The organism is Rhodopseudomonas palustris (genome assembly GCF_003226555.1).
GTDB lineage: Bacteria > Pseudomonadota > Alphaproteobacteria > Rhizobiales > Xanthobacteraceae > Rhodopseudomonas > Rhodopseudomonas palustris_I.
Genome location: NZ_QKQS01000023.1, coordinates 1,442,492 through 1,458,701 on the forward strand (window position 1 = coordinate 1,442,492; position 16,210 = coordinate 1,458,701).

Below are 16,210 nucleotides of genomic sequence, written 5' to 3' on the forward strand. Positions count from 1 at the left end.
ATGATCGATGCTTCGAAGGCCCCGGTCCGCCGGGGCCTTTTTGCTTATCGGTGACGTCCATCCGTCATTGCGAGGAGCCGAAGGCGACGAAGCAATCCATAAACTCCGCACGCAGGTCTCCTGGATTGCTGCGCTCCGCTCGCAATGACGGGGAGGGAGGCAGCCTCTTGTCGAGCGACGTCTATTTACCTGGCTGGTAATCGACCCGATGATGCCGGGCTGCGACCGTGGGACAGCTCGAGCCTTGCCGGGATCCGTCGCCATGCACCAGACCATCGCTCCCACGATCGACACCTCGCGTCGCTGGCGGGTGCTGGCGATCGTTGTCGCCGCGCAGTTCATGTTCGGGGTTGACGCCTTCATCGTCAACGTCGCGCTGCCGACGATCGCGACCGAACTCGGCGCGTCGTCATCGCAGCTCGAGGCGGTGGTCGCGGTCTACCTGATCGGCTATGCGACGCTGATCGTCACCGGTGGCCGCCTCGGCGACATCTTCGGCACCAAGACGGTGTTCCTGCTCGGCGTCGCGGGCTTCACCCTCACCTCGCTGTGGTGCGGGCTGTCGCGCTCCGGTCTTGAGCTGATCCTGGCGCGGCTGGCGCAGGGCACCACGGCGGCGTTCATGGTGCCGCAGGTGCTGGCGACGCTGCATGTGCTGTTTCCCGATGCTGCGCGCGCCAAGGCGTTTGCGATCTACGGCACCGTGCTCGGGCTCGCCGGCGCCACCGGTTTTGCGCTCGGCGGCGTGTTGGTGACGCTCGATCTCGGCGGCTTTGGCTGGCGCTCGATCTTCTACGTCAACGGTCCGGTCGGGCTGATCATCATCGCGGCCGCGGCCAGGGTGATGCCGCAGACCCCACGGCGGCCGGGCACGCGGCTCGATCTCGGCGGCGCCGTGATCCTGTTTGCCGGGCTTGTCTGCGTGATCGGGCCGTTGCTGTTCGGCCGCGGTGTCGGCTGGGCCGGCTGGGTGTGGGTCGTGATGGCCGGCGGCGGTGCGATGCTGGCGCTGTTCCTGCGCCACGAGCGCCGCTTCGCTGCGCGCGGCGGCATGCCGGTGGTGGATCTGACGTTGCTCGGCGACCGCGCCTTCACCCGCGGCCTCGGCGCTGTGTTCTGCTTCTTCTTCGCCAACCAATCATTCTATCTGGTGATGACGCTGTACATGCAGCTCGAGTTGAACGTCCCACCGCTGCAGGCGGGCTTGGTGTTTCTGCCGCTGGCGCTGGCCTTCGTGATCGCGTCGAGGCACTCCGGCGCGCGCGCTCGGCGCCGCGGCACGCTGGTGCTGATCGAAGGCTGCCTGCTGCAGATCGCGGGCCTCGGCCTGATCGCCGCGACGGTGACGGTGATCGCGGCGCCGACACCGTTCATGCTGGCGCTGGCGCTGCTGGTCGCGGGCTACGGCCAGGGGCTGGTGATGGCACCGCTGTCGGGCGCGGTACTGTCGAGCGTGCAGGCGACCAGCGCCGGCTCAGGCGCGGGGCTCTACGGCACCACCACGCAGATCGCCAGCGCGGCCGGCGTCGCGGCGCTCGGCTCGGTTTACTTCACGCTGGCGCAAACCGGCTCGGGCCGCCTCGCTCTGCTCGGTACGCTGACTCTGCTGGCGTTCGCGATCGCCAGCTGTATCGGGCTGCTGCGCTGGATGCGCCGCGCCGTGGCGGTAGCGGCTTAAGCCGGCACGTTCTCGGCGAGGCACGCCACGGCGGCGTCGACGCCGCCGCGGCTGTGCGGGATGCCGAGCGCGGTCAGTGCCATCTCGATCACCCCGAGGGTGCCGAGCACCATCGGGGCGTTGACGTGGCCCATATGGGCGATCCGGAACGCCTTGTTTTGGAGTTCGCCAATGCCGACGCCGAGCACCACGCCGCACTTCTCCTTGCAGTAACGGTGCAGCGCCGCGATGTCGTGGCCCTCGGCGGTCCGCACGGTGGTGACGGTGTCGGCGCGCTCGTCCGGATGCTCGATGTTGAAGCCAAGCACGTTGCCTTCGGACCAGACGTCGACCGCGCGGCGCACTGCGCCGGCGAGCAGATGATGACGCCGGAAGGTGTTGTCGAGGCCTTCGGCGAACAGGATGTCGAGCGCCTTGCGCAGTGCGAACAATAGATGCACCGGCGCGGTGCCGGCGTATTTTTGGTAGTGCTCCGGCCCGTCGCGCTCGGTCCAGTCCCAATACGGCGTGCGCAGGCCGGCATGCTGATGCACGGCGCGGGCGCGGTCGCCGACCGCGACGAACGACAGGCCGGGCGGCGACATCAATCCCTTCTGTGATGCCGACATCGCGACGTCGATGCCCCAAGCGTCCATCTCGAACGGCATGCAGCCGAGCGACGCCACCGCATCAACCATGAACAGCGCCGGATGGTCCGCCGCCTTGATGGCGCGGCCGATCGCTTCGAGATCGTTGCGGGCGCTGGAGGCGGTGTCGACCTGCACCACCACGATCGCCTTGATCGTATGCGCGGTGTCGCGACGCAGCCGCTCCTCCACCTCGTCGGCGCGCACCGCGCGGCGCCAGTCGCCCGGCATCACCTCGACCTCGCAGCCCATCGCGCGGGCTGCGTTGCCCCAGCCGATCGCGAACCGTCCGCTCTCCAGCACCAGCACCTTGTCGCCGCGCGACAGCACGTTGCTGATCACCGCCTCCCAGGCGCCGTGCCCGTTGGCGATGTAGATATAGGACCTGCCCTTGGTGGCGAATAGCCGGCTGAGGTCGCTAAGAAGCCCCTCGCTCAGCGCCACCATCTCGTTCGAATAGATGTCGAGCGCTGGGCGATGCATCGCCTGCAGCACCTCGTCGGGCGTGGTGGTAGGTCCGGGAATCGCCAGGAATTCCCGTCCGGCGCTGACGGCCATGATGTCGGTCCCTGTGGTGAGAGATCTCGCGACCATGCCGGGCCGCGAGGTCGATTTCAAGGCGCCGGCGCGCCTGGCTCGATTGCGTCGGTGACGGTGCGGAAGATCTGGTCCTTGATCTTGGTGGCGAGCGGGCTCGGCAAGATCTCGGCCGGTTCGCTACGGGTCTTGCAGCCTTCGGTCAGGCGCACGATCCAGACTTCTCCGTCGGTGTAATAGGCATCACCTTCGCCGTTGCGGCCGTTGACGGTCGGTCCGATCCCGGAGATCTGATATTTCGCCTCGACCATTTTGGTCGCCTCGAGATCGGCGGTGAAGCGGTCACGCTCGGCGTCGATGTCGGATGCGATGTGATGCGTCACCGCGCCGGTGTAGTGACTGACGCCGACGCCGCGGTCAAAGGTGGCGCTGCCGAGCCAGACCGGGCGGCCTTCCTGGCCGCTGTCGAGCACCTTCCACAGCCGCACATGGTTGCGCCGGTCGGCGCTGTGCCCGTCGGGTTTCTCGAAGGCGAGATCCTCGCGGCGATCGAGATAATACAGGCTCGACACCGGCGCGTCCGGATAGGGACGGTCGAGCAGCACGCTGCCGGCGATCGCGATCGACGAGCGCAGCGTGATCGGATCGGCCGGGTGCCAGTTCGCCGCCAGGATCGCGCAGACGATGTCGTGCTGATCGCCGATCAGCCCGACATTGATCGGATCGCCGGGAATGCCTTGCGCCGTGCGCGTCACCATCGGCACGTCGGCGAGCCGGCGCTGATGTTCATAGTGAGTCCAGAACAGCGGCAGCGCCAGATAAGCGAGGATCGCGTAGCAGCCGATCAGCACCACCGAAATCTGCGACGCGCGCCGCAGCCGGCGCTTACGCGGCCGTTGTGGATGCGCAGGATCGTGCGCCGTCTCGTTCACCCTTCCCCCCGCAGCCGGCCGGTCGCGCTTCGATCAGCGCCGTGTCTCGCGGCAACCGGCGGCCTCGGCTTCCTCGACCGAGCAGAACCAGCGGGTGCCCTTGCTGATCTTCATCCGGATCTGTGCATACCAGCGGCTGGTCGGCTTGTGATAGATGCATTCGCCGGATCTGTTGACGTTGCCCTTGATGGTGCAGTCCGGAGAGGGCGCCACCGGTCCGGACGCCGAAGCGAGCAGAATCCGGCGGGCATCCTTCGGCGGCCTGGTGGCTCCGAGGATCGGCGTCTTGCTGCTGCGCACCCGCCACGCCCAAGGCGCGATGAACGAGCCCTGCCACAGCCCCAACTTGGCGGCGCGGGCGGCCTTCTCGTCGGCGTCGTAGGCGTGCGACGACTGCGGGGCAGCCAGGGCCCAGCCGTTTTTGACCATCCATTGCCCCGGGTCTTCACCGTCGACGTCGCATTTGGCGGTCGAGCGGCCGGCTTTGTCGACGCGCTGAACGTGGCAGGTCCAGCTCTTGCCGGCGGTATGCTGAACCAGCGCATCGCGCGCGGCGATGCCGCAAGTCCAGCGGTCGCCTTTGGTGTTGAGGCAGAGCTGATCCCGCCCTGGTGCGTCGATCCCGGCGAGGCGGATGCGGGACTTGCCGATCAGGATATGGTCGCCGTCGCGGATCTTGGGCACGCCGCTGATGTCGGCGGCCTGGGCAGCTGCTGGCAGCAGCAGGAGCAAAAGCGATAGCAGCCATGTTTTCAGCTTGAGCATGCGTCGACCTTCCCGGCAGTCACCCTGCGGCCAAACAGGTCTGGCGATTGTGCTGAATCTTGGGCCGCCCTGCCAGAGCAACGGCGGCGCGTTGCTTCAACTTCGTGCGACGCTCAGGTTTGGTGCGCCGGCTGCAGCAGTGTCTTGCGCGCCAGCGCCAGCCCCATCAGCACGAATGCCGAGGTCGCTTCCGGGCCGCCTACCAGGATGCGCGTCGGCGTCTTCATCTTGTTCCACTCATAGGCTTTGAATGGCGCGCGGCCGCCTTCGCCGAGATGGCTGAGGATACAATGCAGCGCCGGCGCGACGTGCTGAGTGTCGCCGCCGAGATGGCCGAGTGCGATCAGCGCCAGCGCGGCGTCGAACACGTTCATCTCCTTGGCGATCAGTTCGTCCTGCACATAACTGAGCACGCGCTGCCGGATCGCCTCGAATACGCCGTCCGGATCGATCGCGCGCTTGGCGGCCTCGTCCAGCGCCCGGAACGCGGCGTAGCAGCGGCCGAAATACGCGCAGTACAATTCGGGCAGATAATACACATGCGATTTCGGTTCGGCGAACGCGCCGCTCGCCACCAGGCGGCGCTGGAAATCGACAATGCGGCGCACCGTCTCCAGCCGTGACGGCGTCTCGACGATCCGCCACCGCGCGCAATTGCGGAAACTGACTTCGAGCACGTCGAGATTGAGCGTCGGATCGAGATCGTTGCCGAATGGGCGGTCGCCGGCGAGGCTGTCGATCCAGGTGACGATGCCGCCGTCGTAATCGACGTTGTCGTTGAGCGGCACGGTAACCATCGGCGCGTTGCTGCCGGCACGAACCTGATAGGCGCGGTACAGGTCGATCAGCGGCTGATCGATGATCGGATCGGACGAATTCGCCTGGGTTGCGGCCGAGATCGAGCAGGCGGTGGTGTCGCAATCCGGTACGTAAATGCCGAAGCCGAGGTTCTGTTTGACCTTGGCAAAGAACCGTGAGAAGCGCGGATGCGGTGGCGGCGCCAGCGCGGTGATCACGTCGAACGGCTCGCCGTCCGCCGTCCGCACTCGTTCGCGGCTGGTCTTCAGGCAGAACTCGGTCATGTCGGCGATCATCCGCCGGGCCGCACGGGTGTCGTCCGGCGTGCCTAGTCCGGTGTCGATGAATCCGAGCAGCGCCTCGATGTAGAACGCGTCGTAATAGGCCGAGCGATGGCGGATCTGCACCGGCGACCACATCGGCTCGGCGATCCCGCGCCAGCGCGGATTGATCACGCCTGCTGCCGGCGAGCGGGCGATGAACACCCGTGCCAGGTTGAACAGCAGCGTCGAATTCTTGTAGCAGCGTGAATTGAGCCCGGTCAGCGCCGCGATGAAAGCGCGGCCGTCTAAATCCGGATCTCCGATCAGGTTGAAGGCCGCATAGGCCGGAAGAAAGCCGTTGCGGCTCCAGGACTGCAGCAGGTGATCGCCGCAGGCCCGGATCGCGCTGTCGACGTCGGCGAGCCGTGGCGTCCGCGCCGGGGCCACCCAGCTCGGTGGATGCGGGTGCTCGAGCCTGACGGTGTCGATCAGCTCGGCGATCGGGGCCGCGATCGCCGCCCAATCGGGCTCGGCATCGTCGCGCGCGCTGATCAGCGCGTCGCGAACCGCGCGGAACCGGACCGGGTCGTGCAACTCCGGCAGCCCGGCCTTGCGCAGCAGCGGCCGCAGCGCCGGGTTGGCGAGCGCGGTCTTGTAGAATTTGGAGATGTGCGGATCGCCGTGCTTATGGCCGAGGAAAACCGGGTCGCACAAATCGTACAGCGATGGCGCTAGTTTTCTGGCGGTCAGCGCGCGGTACGCGGCGCCGGCCATCTTCAGCACATCCATGATCGTCTTCCGCGCGCCTGAACGTCTTCCAGACATTGAGAAATTGCATGGACGGGCGGGGATTACAAACCCGCCGCATCCGGCCGTGCTCCGACCCGGCGGGCCGATGGGTAGGACAGAACAACCGACGTCCAAAGGTGATTATTGTCGCAGGAATGCTCAGCGAAGCATTCGCCGACGCTAGCAATGCTTTCGCGGCTGCCGCGGTGAAAAGCAGTAGGAATAACAAAGGTCAACGGTTCGAAATGGCACCCGCCGGCTCCGGTTCGACGAGCCGAGTTCCTGACGGCTTGCCGGAACGACCTGGAGTCTTTAAGGAGTTGTTATTGTGCGGCGCCGCAAATTGAGCGCAATTCATACCCAGAACACAACCACTCATCCCTGAACCTGAACGGTAGCGACGCGACGAATGCCTGCGCGCGCCGATAAGGACGACCGACGATGAAGATCCGATTGCATCGCTTGTCACGGCGGACCCTCACCGCGGCCGCGGCCTTTGTGGGCGTGGTGTCGCTGGGGATCGGCGCTCATGCGGCGCTGAACAAGCGCCCGATCGATACCACTCGTGCCGCTCCGGCTGTCGAAGAGGCGAAGGCCTCGTCGTCGCGGTTGGCGCTGGTGATCGGCAATGGTCATTATCCGGACGCGGCGGCGCCGCTGCTGCAGCCGATCAACGACGCCCGCGCGCTCAGTGCAAAGCTGCGCGGCGACGGCTACGATGTCGACATGATCGAGGACGGCAGCCGCAACGACATCCTACGCGCGGTCGAGCGGATCAAGGTCCGCGCCCCCAAGGACGCCACCGTGATGCTGTTCTTCGGCGGCTATGGCATTCAGTCCGGTCGCGACAACTACATGATCCCGGTCGACGCCAAGATCTGGACCGAGGCCGATGTACGCCGCAGCGGCGTCAGCGTCGAGCAAGTGCTGGCGGAGCTTAAGGCTGCCGGCGCCCGCACCAGCCTCGCGGTGCTCGATGCCTCGCGCCGCAATCCTTACGAACGGCGCTTCCGCGCCTATTCGCACGGTCTGGCGCCGATCGAAGCTCCGACCAACGCGCTGGTGCTCTCGGCCGCGACGCCGGGCCAGGTGGCAGACGACGACGATGCCGCCAACAGCAGGCTGGTCGGTGAATTGATCGATTCGCTGTCGTCTCCGGCGAGCGCCGAGGCGGCTTTCACCAAGACCCGACTCGCGGTGATCAAGGCGACGAGCGGTGCCCAGGTGCCGTCGATGACGTCGTCGCTGGTCGCCGACGTGCCGTTGGTGCCGGTCGCCGACGCGACGCCCAATACCGGCGGCTGAGCTCTCTTCCCAAACTGTTGCTTCCAAAAACGAAAAGACCTGACGCGGCGCCCGCGTCAGGTCTTTTTGTTGAGCGCGCGCTGGCGCAGATTAGTTGGACTGCAGCACGAAGCGGCGGTTGTCTTTCTGCACCGGGCGGGCGTTCATCGGATACAGCTTGGCGAACGCTGCGACGTCTTCGGCCGCGACGGTGATCGGGTCGGTCAACACCATCCAGTCGACGACTTCCGAACATGGCGGCGTCGTCAGCGAGCCTTCGTAGCGATAGTAGGCGAGCTTGGTCGGCAGCAGCGCGTTCGGGTTGATCGCCGGATCGGCCTTCACCGCCGGTCCCTCGCTCTGCGGCATGGTCGCGACGATCTTGGCGAACGCCGGATTGGCCGCGCCTTCCTGCATCAGCACGCCGACCACGCCGAGCGTGCCGGACTCCATCCGGTGGACGAAGTGCACTTCCATCGGGAACGACTTGCCGTCGATCTGGTGCTCGCTGGGACAATGGAAATGGAATTGCACCAGTTTGAAGGTCGCGCCGCCCAGTTTGAGCGTCGACCCCTCGGCCATGTTGAGCTGGATGGTGTGGCCGTTGTTGACGATGGTGTCGGCAGTGTCGGCCCACTGCACCTGCAGCGGAAACAGGTTGGCGCTGACGGTCGAGCGGATGTCGACCGGCGACTGCTGTACCCCGATCGAGCAGATCTGGTTGGCGGGATCGAGGTCACCCCATTTGGCGGGCGCACCGTCGCCCTCGTAGCCCCAATGATGGGCACCTTCGGCGGCAGCGCCGGCGCTGGCGCAAAGCGGACATAGAGCAAGGCCGGCAAAGGCCTTGAGGATATTGCGACGGTCCATCGACGTCTCCCGGGTTGATGCGCGGGAACTAGCATTGCTCGACGATGGAACAAAGGGAAGTGGGACGAATGAACGACGGCGGTGTCTTCCTACTGGCTGGCCCAGACGATGCGGCCGATCCACTCGACCTCTGACGGCATCAGAGTGCGGTCTGGATGGCTGGGATTGAGCGATGTCAGTTCGATCAGCTTGGCGGTGCGGCGCTTCAATTCCTTCACCATCACTTCACCTTTGATGGTCTTCACCACCACCCGGTCGCCGCGGCGAACCGCGGCGCTGGGCGAAACCACGACGATGTCGCCGTCCCGATATGCCGGCTTCATCGAATCACCTGAGATCTGCAGCGCATAGGCGTGCTCGTCGCTGATCGACGGCAGCCCGACTTCGTCCCAGCCCTTGCCGACCGGAAAGCCGCCGTCGTCGAAATAGCCGCCGGCGCCGGCCTGGGCGAGGCCGAGCAGCGGCACCGACTGCACCACCCGCGGCCGGTCGGAGATCAGCTGCACAAAGGTGTCGATCGCGGTGTTGGTGGCCTGCAGTGCCTTGGCGACCGATTCGGTCGAAGGCCAGCGTTCGCGGCCGTCATTGGTGATCCGTTTCGACTTGTTGAAGGTGGTTGGATCGAGGCCGGACTTCTTGGCGAGCCCGGAGGGCGAGAGGCCGGATCGTTCCGCAAGCCTGTCGAGTGCGGTCCAGATCTGATCGTGCGTCAGCATTTGCATCGGAGGCACCCAGATGCGCCGTCGCGCCGGCGCGAAACGATCTTGAGACTAGGAATTATTGCCTCAATTTGCGGCATTATGCAATCCCGCCCGATGACAAAATCGCGGCCTCTTGCAGAGCTCCAGGGCGGCCGATACGGTCGTGCCGAGGTTCGGCCGATGGCCGGGCGACCGAACGCGCGCGGATCCGCTATGCCGGATTCGACTTTGCGCTCCCGACGTGCGCAACTTATTGTTTCAGCGGATGTTTCGGTCGCCCGGGGATCGGCGGGACCGATCGCCGCCGACCCTGAAACCAGCCGCAACGACGGGAATCCGCGCCCTTGCGCACGATTTACAAGATCTGTGACGCCGCGGCCTGGCGCGACGCCGAACGGGCCGGCCTGTACCGCGGCAGCGCCGACGATGCCCGCGACGGCTTCATCCATTTCTCGACCGCGCCGCAGCTCCCCGGGACGCTGGCCAAGCACTATGCCGGCCAGACCGGTCTGAAGCTGGTCGCGGTCGATGCCGATGCGCTCGGCGACCGGCTGCGCTGGGAGTCGTCGCGCGGCGGCGAGTTGTTTCCGCATCTGTACGGCGAGCTGGCGCTGTCGGCGGTCACCGGCGTGCAGGATCTCGCCACCCGCCCAGATGGCAGCCACGTCGTGCCGGAGCTCGCGTCGTGATTCGCGCGTTCGATGCCGTCTCGTTGCCGCTGCTGCGCTGGCTCGACCCGGAGGACGCGCATCGGCTCGCGATCCAGGGCCTCAAGCTGTGGCCGCCGGTCAAGCCGCGCCCCGACAATCCCAGGCTCGCGGTGCGCGCCTTCGGGCTGAATTTTCCCAATCCGGTCGGCATCGCCGCCGGCTTCGACAAGAATGCCGAAGCGCCGGATGCGCTGCTGCGGCTCGGCTTCGGCTTCGTCGAGGTCGGCACCGTGACGCCCCGGCCGCAGGCCGGCAATCCGCGGCCGCGGCTGTTCCGGCTGGACCGCGACGAAGCAGTGATCAACCGCATGGGCTTCAACAACGACGGCGCCGAGGCGGTGCTACGCCGGCTGGCGGCGCGCGCGCAATATGGCGGCATCGTCGGGGTCAATGTCGGCGCCAACAAGGACAGCGACGATCGGGTGGCGGACTACGTCAAGCTGATCGAGACCTTCGCGCCGCTGGCCAGCTACTTCACCGTCAACGTCTCGTCGCCGAACACGCCGGGCCTGCGCAATCTGCAGCAGGCCGCCGCGCTCGACGATCTGCTTGCGCGGGTGATCGACGCCCGCGAGCGGGTGCGATCGGCGGCGGGTGATACACCGGTGCTGCTCAAAATCGCGCCCGATCTGTCGCTCGGCGAACTCGACGACGTCGTGCACATCGCCCGGTCCCGCCGGGTCGACGGCATGATCGTCGCCAACACCACGCTGTCGCGCTCGCCGACGCTGCGCGAGCGGACGAAGATGAACGAACAGGGCGGGCTGTCCGGTCGGCCGCTGTTCCGGCTGTCGACCCGGATGGTGGCGGAGACCTATGTGCGCGCCGAGGGGGCGTTCCCGCTGATCGGCGTCGGCGGCATCGATTCCGGCGGCGCCGCGCTGACCAAGATCCGCGCCGGCGCGACGCTGGTCCAGTTGTATTCGGCGCTGGTCTATAAGGGCCTCGGCCTGGTCGAAAGCATCAAGGCCGACCTCGCCTCGACACTGCTCCGCACCGGTCGCGAGTCCCTGGCCGAAATCGTCGGCGCCGACGCGCCGATGATCACCGCGGAAGAATGGCCGATCTGAGCGGCGGAAGGTCTGCTGCTCACACCCCGCGTCATTCCGGGGCGCTCGCGCAGCGAGCGAACGCGGAATCCCGCAGTAATCGGCCGAAGAAGTCTGCCTCGCAGGATTGCTGAAGGGCCCTGAATCTCCAGATTCCGGGTTCGCGCTATGCGCGCCCGGAATGACGCGCTGAGAGTCTCTACAACGGCACGATCAGTCCGTCGCTCGCCGCCATGTGCGGGACGGTGTCGAGCTTGTGCAGCACCTCGTCGCCCATGTGGGTGAGGATCACGCGCTTCGGGTTGATCTGCGGCAGGTGGGTTTCCAGCACTTTCAGGCTGATGTGGTTCTTCACCGTGCGGTCGTAGGTGTAGGCCTCGCAGATGAACAGGTCGGCGTCATGCGCCGCGTCGACCAGCTGCTCAGTCCATTGCGTATCGCCGCTATAGGCGAGAATCCGCCCTTCAGCTTCGATCCGGTAGGCGAAGAACGGTCCGCCGGAATCGCCATGGATCACCGGGAACGGCGTCACCGTTACGGCGCCGAATTGTCGCTCCACGCCGGGCTCGAGGGCGATCACCTGGAGATCGAAGCTCGGCTTGGTCGCCGACGAATGCTCGAACATCGCCTCCATCAGTCGCGTCAGCCGGATCTCGATGCCTTGCGGGCCGGCGATCACCAGCGGCCGCTTGCGCTTCAGGAACTGCGCGTCGAGCATCAGAAACGGCAGCCCGCCGAAATGATCTGCGTGGAAATGCGTGATCAGAATCAGGTCGAGATCTTCGCGCAGAATCCCGTAGCGCTTCAGCGCCGGCATCGAGGTGGCGCCGCAGTCGATCAGGAAATTGACGCTCTGCCCCGAGACGTGAAAACAGGTGTTGAGCCGGCCACCGGAGCCGATCGCGTCGCCACAGCCGACAAATCGTACCTGCATTTCGCGTTCCGTCGAACTGGCTCAGATGCCGTCACTCAGCTCTAGGCCGTCTGTGCCCGGAACGTAACCCGTACCATCGCCGGATGCCGCGACCGTTGCGCGCAGGCACGCATCGGTCGCGCCCCGCCGATCGCGTTGCTAGACCAGTTCGACCTTGCCGCTGGCGAGATCGTACACGCCGCCGACCACCCGCAGTTTCTTGCTATTCACCATCTCGGCGAGGATAGGCTTCGATTCCTGCAACTGCCGGACATTGGCGCGGACGTTGGCGATGACCGCTTGATGTCGCAGATTCTCTTCCTTGCTCTTCAGCACCGGCTCGATGCCGGGCTTCATCGCCCGCACCAGATCGGCGATATGGCCGGGCAGGTCGTTGCCCTTCTGCAGCGCCGCGACGGTGGCGTTGACGGCGCCGCAATTGCTGTGGCCGAGCACCATGATCACCTTGGTGCCGAGCACCGCGGCGCCGTATTCGAGGCTGGCGAGCCCGTCGGGCGTGACGAAGTTGCCGGCGACGCGCACCACGAACAGGCTGCCTGGACCTTGGTCGAAGGCGAGCTCCGGCGCGACGCGGGAATCCGCGCAGCCGAGGATCGCGGCGAACGGCGCCTGGCTCTGCGCACGCGCAGCGCGGCCCGCCGAGAAATCACGCTCGCGCATCTGACCGGCGATGTAGCGCTCGTTGCCCTGCATCAGCTTGTCGAGCGCGGCGTCGGGCGTATCGCTCGGCGCATTCGCCTGGGTCTGCGCCTGCGCGGCGAGCGGCAGTGAGGCCGCGGCGAGCAGGCCGAGGCCGCCGGCCATCAGAGTTCGTCGCGATACATCGCTGCGGCACGTCTCGCACATTCCGTCTCTCCCTTGTTCGATCTGTTATGTAGGAGTGATGGTATTTGTGGAACTGCGATCTGCGAAGAGATGATTTCTCGCACGCGATACGGGTATCAACACCGCGTTAATTCCGCGAACCAAGTTTGAGACAAATTCAGTGCGCCGCGAAGCTGCTTCGCACCATCGCCGGATAGCGCAGCGCCTGCAGTGCGCCGCGCCAGACGTAGTGCAGCAGCAGCGCGACCCACAGGCCGGTGTTGCCGAGCGGGCGAAGCGCGAACCACGATGCCAGGAAAAGCACCAGCGACAGCAGCATCAGGTTGCGCATCTCGCGTGCCCAGGTGGCGCCGATGAACACGCCGTCATAGGCGAATGCGAACACGCCGAGCATCGGCGCCAGCGTCACCAGCCACAGATAGTCACCAGCCGAGCGGCGTAGTTCGTCGTTGGAGGTGATGAAGTCGATCAGTGCCGGTCCGGCGACGGCGTAGATCGCGCTCACCGCCAGCGCGAAGCCGAAGCCGCACAGGATCACCAGCCGCGTGGCCTTGACGAAGCCGGCGCGGTCGCGTGCGCCGAGGGTGCGACCGCACAGTTGTTCGGCGGCGTTGGCGAGGCCGTCGAGGAAGAACGCGCTGATCATCAGGAAATTGTTGAGCACCGCGTTGGTGGCGAGCACCACGTCGCCGCCGCGGGCGCCCTGCGCGGTGAAGAACAGAAACACCGCGATCAGCGCCGCGGTGCGGATCATGATGTCGCGATTGACGTCGAACATCCGCCGCAGCTGGTGCGGATCGAATAGCATCGCCCGTGACACGTCGAGCAGGCCACGGCGGCGCCAGGCGGCGATCGCCAGGCCGATCAGCAGCCCGGAACCTTCGGCAATCACCGCCGCGATCGCGGCGCCGGCAATGCCGAAATCGAACCACAGCACCAGAGTCCCTGTGGCGGCGATGTTGATCAGGTTGATGGCGATCTGCACCGCGAGCGCCAGCATGGCGCGCGCCTGCCCGACCAGCCAGCCGAGCACCGCGAAGTTCGCCAGCACCAGCGGCGCAGACCAGATCCGGATCGTGAAGTAGGTCTTGGCGGCGGCGCTGACCGCATCGCTGCCGCCCATCCCGCCGATCATAATTGCGGCGAGCGGACCTTGCAGCGCGATCAGCAACAGGCCGATGCCGACGGCGACCAGGAGGCCGCGCAGCAGATGCGCCGGCACTTCGCGCGCCTCGCCAGCGCCGAGCGCTTGCGCCGTGAACGCCAGCGTGCTCATCCGCAGGAAGCCGAACAGCCAGAACAGGCAGTCGAACAGCACCGACGCCATCGACACGCCGCCGAGCAGCGTGGCCTCGCCGAGCCGGCCGATCGCGGTGGTGGCGACGACGCCGAGCAGCGGCGTGGTCAGGTTGGCGACCATCGCCGGCCCGGCGATGGCGAACACCTGCCGGATGGTCACGGACGGATTTGCGGACTCCACGGCCGGACGAGGCGGGCGGCGATCAGCGTCCGCGCGGCGTGCTGAACAGTCGGCTGAGCAGCCAGATCGGGATCACGATCACGGCGCCGAGCAGGAAGTAACGCCACAGCCCGCTGACCGCGTCGAAGCCGAGGTCCCAGATCCGTTCGAACATCAGACGAATGCTGACGAGGATGTTCCACGGATCGAGGCCGATCGCCGCCAGCACGACGCCGACCAGGATCGACATCAGGATCAGGCGAAACGCCACAGCCATCGGCGAGCCGCCGAGAAAGCGGGTCATTCGGTCGTCGTTGGCCGGCAGATCCCGGATGTCGTCTCGCATCGTCATGGTCCTCGCGCGCGTGGCTTGGGCATCATATTCGGTGCAGGGCAGATGGGGAACCGGCGCTTTGCCGTCAATGGCCGCCGGACGCCGTCGCCGGCGGATTGGCAGCTTCCACCTTCAGCATTTGCTCCAGCGTTTCCAGCCGGTCGGCGTCCTTCGGCGGCTTGTCCCAGCGCAGCCGGTTGATACGTGGAAACCGCATCGCCACGCCGGATTTATGGCGCGGCGAGCGCTGCAGGCCTTCGAACGCCACTTCCAGCACCAAGCCTTGATCGGGCTCGTGCACGACATGACGGACCGGTCCGAACTTCTCGGTGGTGTTGCGGCGGACGAAGCGGTCGATCTGCAACAGTTCCTCGTCGGTGAAGCCGAAATACGCCTTGCCGACCGGCACCAGCTGATCGCCGCCGTCGCGGTCGGTCCAGACCCCGAACGTGTAGTCGGAATAATACGACGAGCGTTTGCCGTGGCCACGCTGCGCATACATCAGCACCGCGTCGATGATGTGCGGGTCGTGCTTCCACTTCCACCACTGGCCCTTCGGCCGGCCTGGTAGGTACAGCGCACCGCACCGCTTCAGCATCACGCCTTCGACCGCGTCGGCATCGAGCCCTGCGCCGGCACTGGCTGGATCGCGGCGTGCGGCGCGCAAACCTTCCCAGTCGTCGAAGCTGACGAGGGGGGACAGATCCACCTTGGGATCGTCGAGCCTGGCGATGAAGGCCTCCAGCCGCGCGCGCCGTTCGGCGAACGGCAGCGTGCGCAGATCCTCGTCGCCGTCGCCGAGCAGGTCGTAGGCCCGCAGATGAATCGGATACTCCTTCATCAGCTTCGGCGTGGCCGATTTACGGTTCAGCCGCTGCTGCAGCACGTTGAACGACTGCACGCGATGATCGCGCAGCACCAGCAGCTCGCCATCGATCGCACCCGGCAGGCGCAGCGACGGCAACAGATCGGGAAAGCTCCTGGTGATGTCTTCGCCGCTGCGCGAATACAGCCGCACCACTGTGTCGCCGTGCTCGTTCTGGCCGCTGACCGCCTGGACGCGAATGCCGTCCCATTTCCATTCGGCGATGTAGTCGGCCGGATTCATCCCGGCGAAGTCGGTGTCTTCGACCGCGTGCGCCAGCATCACCGGCCGGAAAGGTGCCGGATCGCGATTGACCGGCTGCGGCCCGCGGCCTTCGAGCCAGGCGAACAGCTCGCGATACGGCGGCTCGAGACCCGGCCACACCAGCTCGACGTCGTGCGGATCCTTGTCGCCGAGCGCTGCAGCAGCAGTCTTGGCGAGCCGCGCCGACACGCCGATCCGCAAGGCACCGGTCACCAGCTTGAGCAGCGCCCAGCGCCCGGTCTCGTCGAGCTCATCCAGCCACCGCGCCAACTGCGCCGGCAGCTCGGCTTTGCCGAGACTGTGCAGCGCGGTGACGATCTCGGTGAGCGTGGGGGGAGGCGGGTTGTTGTGGCCAGTGCTCGTTGCCGCGCTGAGTTCTGAAACACTGTCCTCTCCCTCTGCACGGCGAGCCCCCTCTCCCGCGTGCGGGAGAGGGTTGGGGTGAGGGCACCCCGAGGATGGCGTCCCGTCGTGGAGCCCCCCCCCCCCCCCCCCCCCCCCCCCGGGGGGGGGGGTGGGGGGGGGGG

Annotated in this window: 15 protein-coding genes; 4 read left to right on the top strand and 11 right to left on the bottom strand. The window is 66.4% G+C overall.

From position 1 onward, the window contains the following. Positions 1-262: 262 nt before the first annotated feature. Positions 263-1,678 carry an MFS transporter gene (locus DNX69_RS19225; protein WP_110787498.1) on the top strand — a complete coding sequence of 472 codons (1,416 nt, stop codon included), beginning with the start codon at positions 263-265 and terminating at the stop codon, positions 1,676-1,678. Here DNX69_RS19225 and DNX69_RS19230 read toward each other — a convergent pair. The 4 genes from DNX69_RS19230 to DNX69_RS19245 all read right to left on the bottom strand — a co-directional run bounded on the left by DNX69_RS19230 (position 1,675) and on the right by DNX69_RS19245 (position 6,388). Then, the gene (locus tag DNX69_RS19230; RefSeq protein ID WP_110787499.1) at positions 1,675-2,862 is read right to left on the bottom strand and encodes a pyridoxal-phosphate-dependent aminotransferase family protein; all 1,188 of its coding nucleotides are present in this window, start codon (positions 2,860-2,862) and stop codon (positions 1,675-1,677) included. The two genes, DNX69_RS19225 and DNX69_RS19230, sit on opposite strands and share 4 nt — an antisense overlap. A 56-nt stretch (positions 2,863-2,918) precedes the next feature. Beyond that, positions 2,919-3,773 (bottom strand): LssY C-terminal domain-containing protein, encoded by an 855-nt coding sequence (locus DNX69_RS19235; RefSeq protein ID WP_110787500.1) that lies wholly within the window; start codon positions 3,771-3,773, stop codon positions 2,919-2,921. Positions 3,774-3,806: 33 nt separating this feature from the next. Continuing rightward, positions 3,807-4,538: a thermonuclease family protein gene (locus tag DNX69_RS19240; protein WP_110787501.1), complete on the bottom strand. Its 732-nt coding sequence runs from the start codon at positions 4,536-4,538 to the stop codon at positions 3,807-3,809. Between the two features lie 113 nt (positions 4,539-4,651). Beyond that, a complete protein-coding gene (locus tag DNX69_RS19245) occupies positions 4,652-6,388 on the bottom strand; it encodes a hypothetical protein (protein WP_110787502.1) in 1,737 nt (578 codons plus the stop codon). 441 nt (positions 6,389-6,829) lie between these two features. On the opposite strand from DNX69_RS19245, the gene DNX69_RS19250 reads away from it, so the two are divergent. After that, positions 6,830-7,693, top strand: a complete 864-nt coding sequence (locus tag DNX69_RS19250; RefSeq protein ID WP_110787503.1) for a caspase family protein — start codon at positions 6,830-6,832, stop codon at positions 7,691-7,693. 90 nt (positions 7,694-7,783) lie between these two features. Here the strand turns inward: DNX69_RS19250 and DNX69_RS19255 are convergent, their stop codons facing one another. Next, entirely contained in the window at positions 7,784-8,542 is a 759-nt protein-coding gene (locus DNX69_RS19255) for a carbonic anhydrase (protein ID WP_110787504.1), read from the bottom strand. An 89-nt stretch (positions 8,543-8,631) separates the two neighbouring features. After that, entirely contained in the window at positions 8,632-9,258 is a 627-nt protein-coding gene (locus DNX69_RS19260; protein WP_110787720.1) for a S24 family peptidase, read from the bottom strand. A 329-nt stretch (positions 9,259-9,587) separates the two neighbouring features. Between DNX69_RS19260 and DNX69_RS19265 the strand changes: the two genes are divergently transcribed. Then, on the top strand, positions 9,588-9,932 hold the full coding sequence (locus DNX69_RS19265) for a DUF952 domain-containing protein (protein WP_110787505.1): 345 nt from the start codon (positions 9,588-9,590) through the stop codon (positions 9,930-9,932). Then, positions 9,929-11,023 (top strand): quinone-dependent dihydroorotate dehydrogenase, encoded by a 1,095-nt coding sequence (locus DNX69_RS19270; protein ID WP_110787506.1) that lies wholly within the window; start codon positions 9,929-9,931, stop codon positions 11,021-11,023. Before DNX69_RS19265 ends, DNX69_RS19270 begins: the two co-directional genes overlap by 4 nt. A 178-nt stretch (positions 11,024-11,201) precedes the next feature. Here DNX69_RS19270 and DNX69_RS19275 read toward each other — a convergent pair whose 3' ends face one another. The 5 genes from DNX69_RS19275 to DNX69_RS19295 all read right to left on the bottom strand — a co-directional run. Then, positions 11,202-11,936 carry an MBL fold metallo-hydrolase gene (locus tag DNX69_RS19275; RefSeq protein ID WP_110787507.1) on the bottom strand — a complete coding sequence of 245 codons (735 nt, stop codon included), beginning with the start codon at positions 11,934-11,936 and terminating at the stop codon, positions 11,202-11,204. A gap of 138 nt (positions 11,937-12,074) precedes the next feature. Beyond that, a complete protein-coding gene (locus tag DNX69_RS19280; RefSeq protein ID WP_110787508.1) occupies positions 12,075-12,782 on the bottom strand; it encodes a carbonic anhydrase in 708 nt (235 codons plus the stop codon). A 136-nt stretch (positions 12,783-12,918) separates the two neighbouring features. Continuing rightward, complete coding sequence (locus DNX69_RS19285) at positions 12,919-14,181, bottom strand: MATE family efflux transporter (protein WP_234827026.1); 1,263 nt, start codon at positions 14,179-14,181, stop codon at positions 12,919-12,921. A gap of 82 nt (positions 14,182-14,263) precedes the next feature. Continuing rightward, positions 14,264-14,566, bottom strand: coding sequence for a DUF6460 domain-containing protein (locus DNX69_RS19290; RefSeq protein ID WP_110787721.1), 303 nt, complete (start codon positions 14,564-14,566; stop codon positions 14,264-14,266). A 73-nt stretch (positions 14,567-14,639) separates the two neighbouring features. After that, positions 14,640-16,210, bottom strand: a 1,571-nt coding sequence (locus DNX69_RS19295) for an ATP-dependent DNA ligase (protein ID WP_234827008.1), incomplete at its 5' end; no start/stop codon positions are given.

Excerpts from the sequence above, each read along its gene's own strand:
- DNX69_RS19255 (WP_110787504.1), bottom strand. The coding sequence starts at position 8,542 with ATGGACCGTCGCAATATCCTCAAGGCCTTTGCCGGCCTTGCTCTATGT.
- DNX69_RS19285 (WP_234827026.1), bottom strand. The coding sequence starts at position 14,181 with ATGGTCGCCAACCTGACCACGCCGCTGCTCGGCGTCGTCGCCACCACC.
- DNX69_RS19225 (WP_110787498.1), top strand. The coding sequence starts at position 263 with ATGCACCAGACCATCGCTCCCACGATCGACACCTCGCGTCGCTGGCGG.
- DNX69_RS19230 (WP_110787499.1), bottom strand. The coding sequence starts at position 2,862 with ATGGCCGTCAGCGCCGGACGGGAATTCCTGGCGATTCCCGGACCTACC.
- DNX69_RS19245 (WP_110787502.1), bottom strand. The coding sequence starts at position 6,388 with ATGGATGTGCTGAAGATGGCCGGCGCCGCGTACCGCGCGCTGACCGCC.
- DNX69_RS19275 (WP_110787507.1), bottom strand. The coding sequence starts at position 11,936 with ATGCAGGTACGATTTGTCGGCTGTGGCGACGCGATCGGCTCCGGTGGC.
- DNX69_RS19260 (WP_110787720.1), bottom strand. The coding sequence starts at position 9,258 with ATGCTGACGCACGATCAGATCTGGACCGCACTCGACAGGCTTGCGGAA.
- DNX69_RS19240 (WP_110787501.1), bottom strand. The coding sequence starts at position 4,538 with ATGCTCAAGCTGAAAACATGGCTGCTATCGCTTTTGCTCCTGCTGCTG.
- DNX69_RS19250 (WP_110787503.1), top strand. The coding sequence starts at position 6,830 with ATGAAGATCCGATTGCATCGCTTGTCACGGCGGACCCTCACCGCGGCC.
- DNX69_RS19280 (WP_110787508.1), bottom strand. The coding sequence starts at position 12,782 with ATGTGCGAGACGTGCCGCAGCGATGTATCGCGACGAACTCTGATGGCC.
- DNX69_RS19290 (WP_110787721.1), bottom strand. The coding sequence starts at position 14,566 with ATGCGAGACGACATCCGGGATCTGCCGGCCAACGACGACCGAATGACC.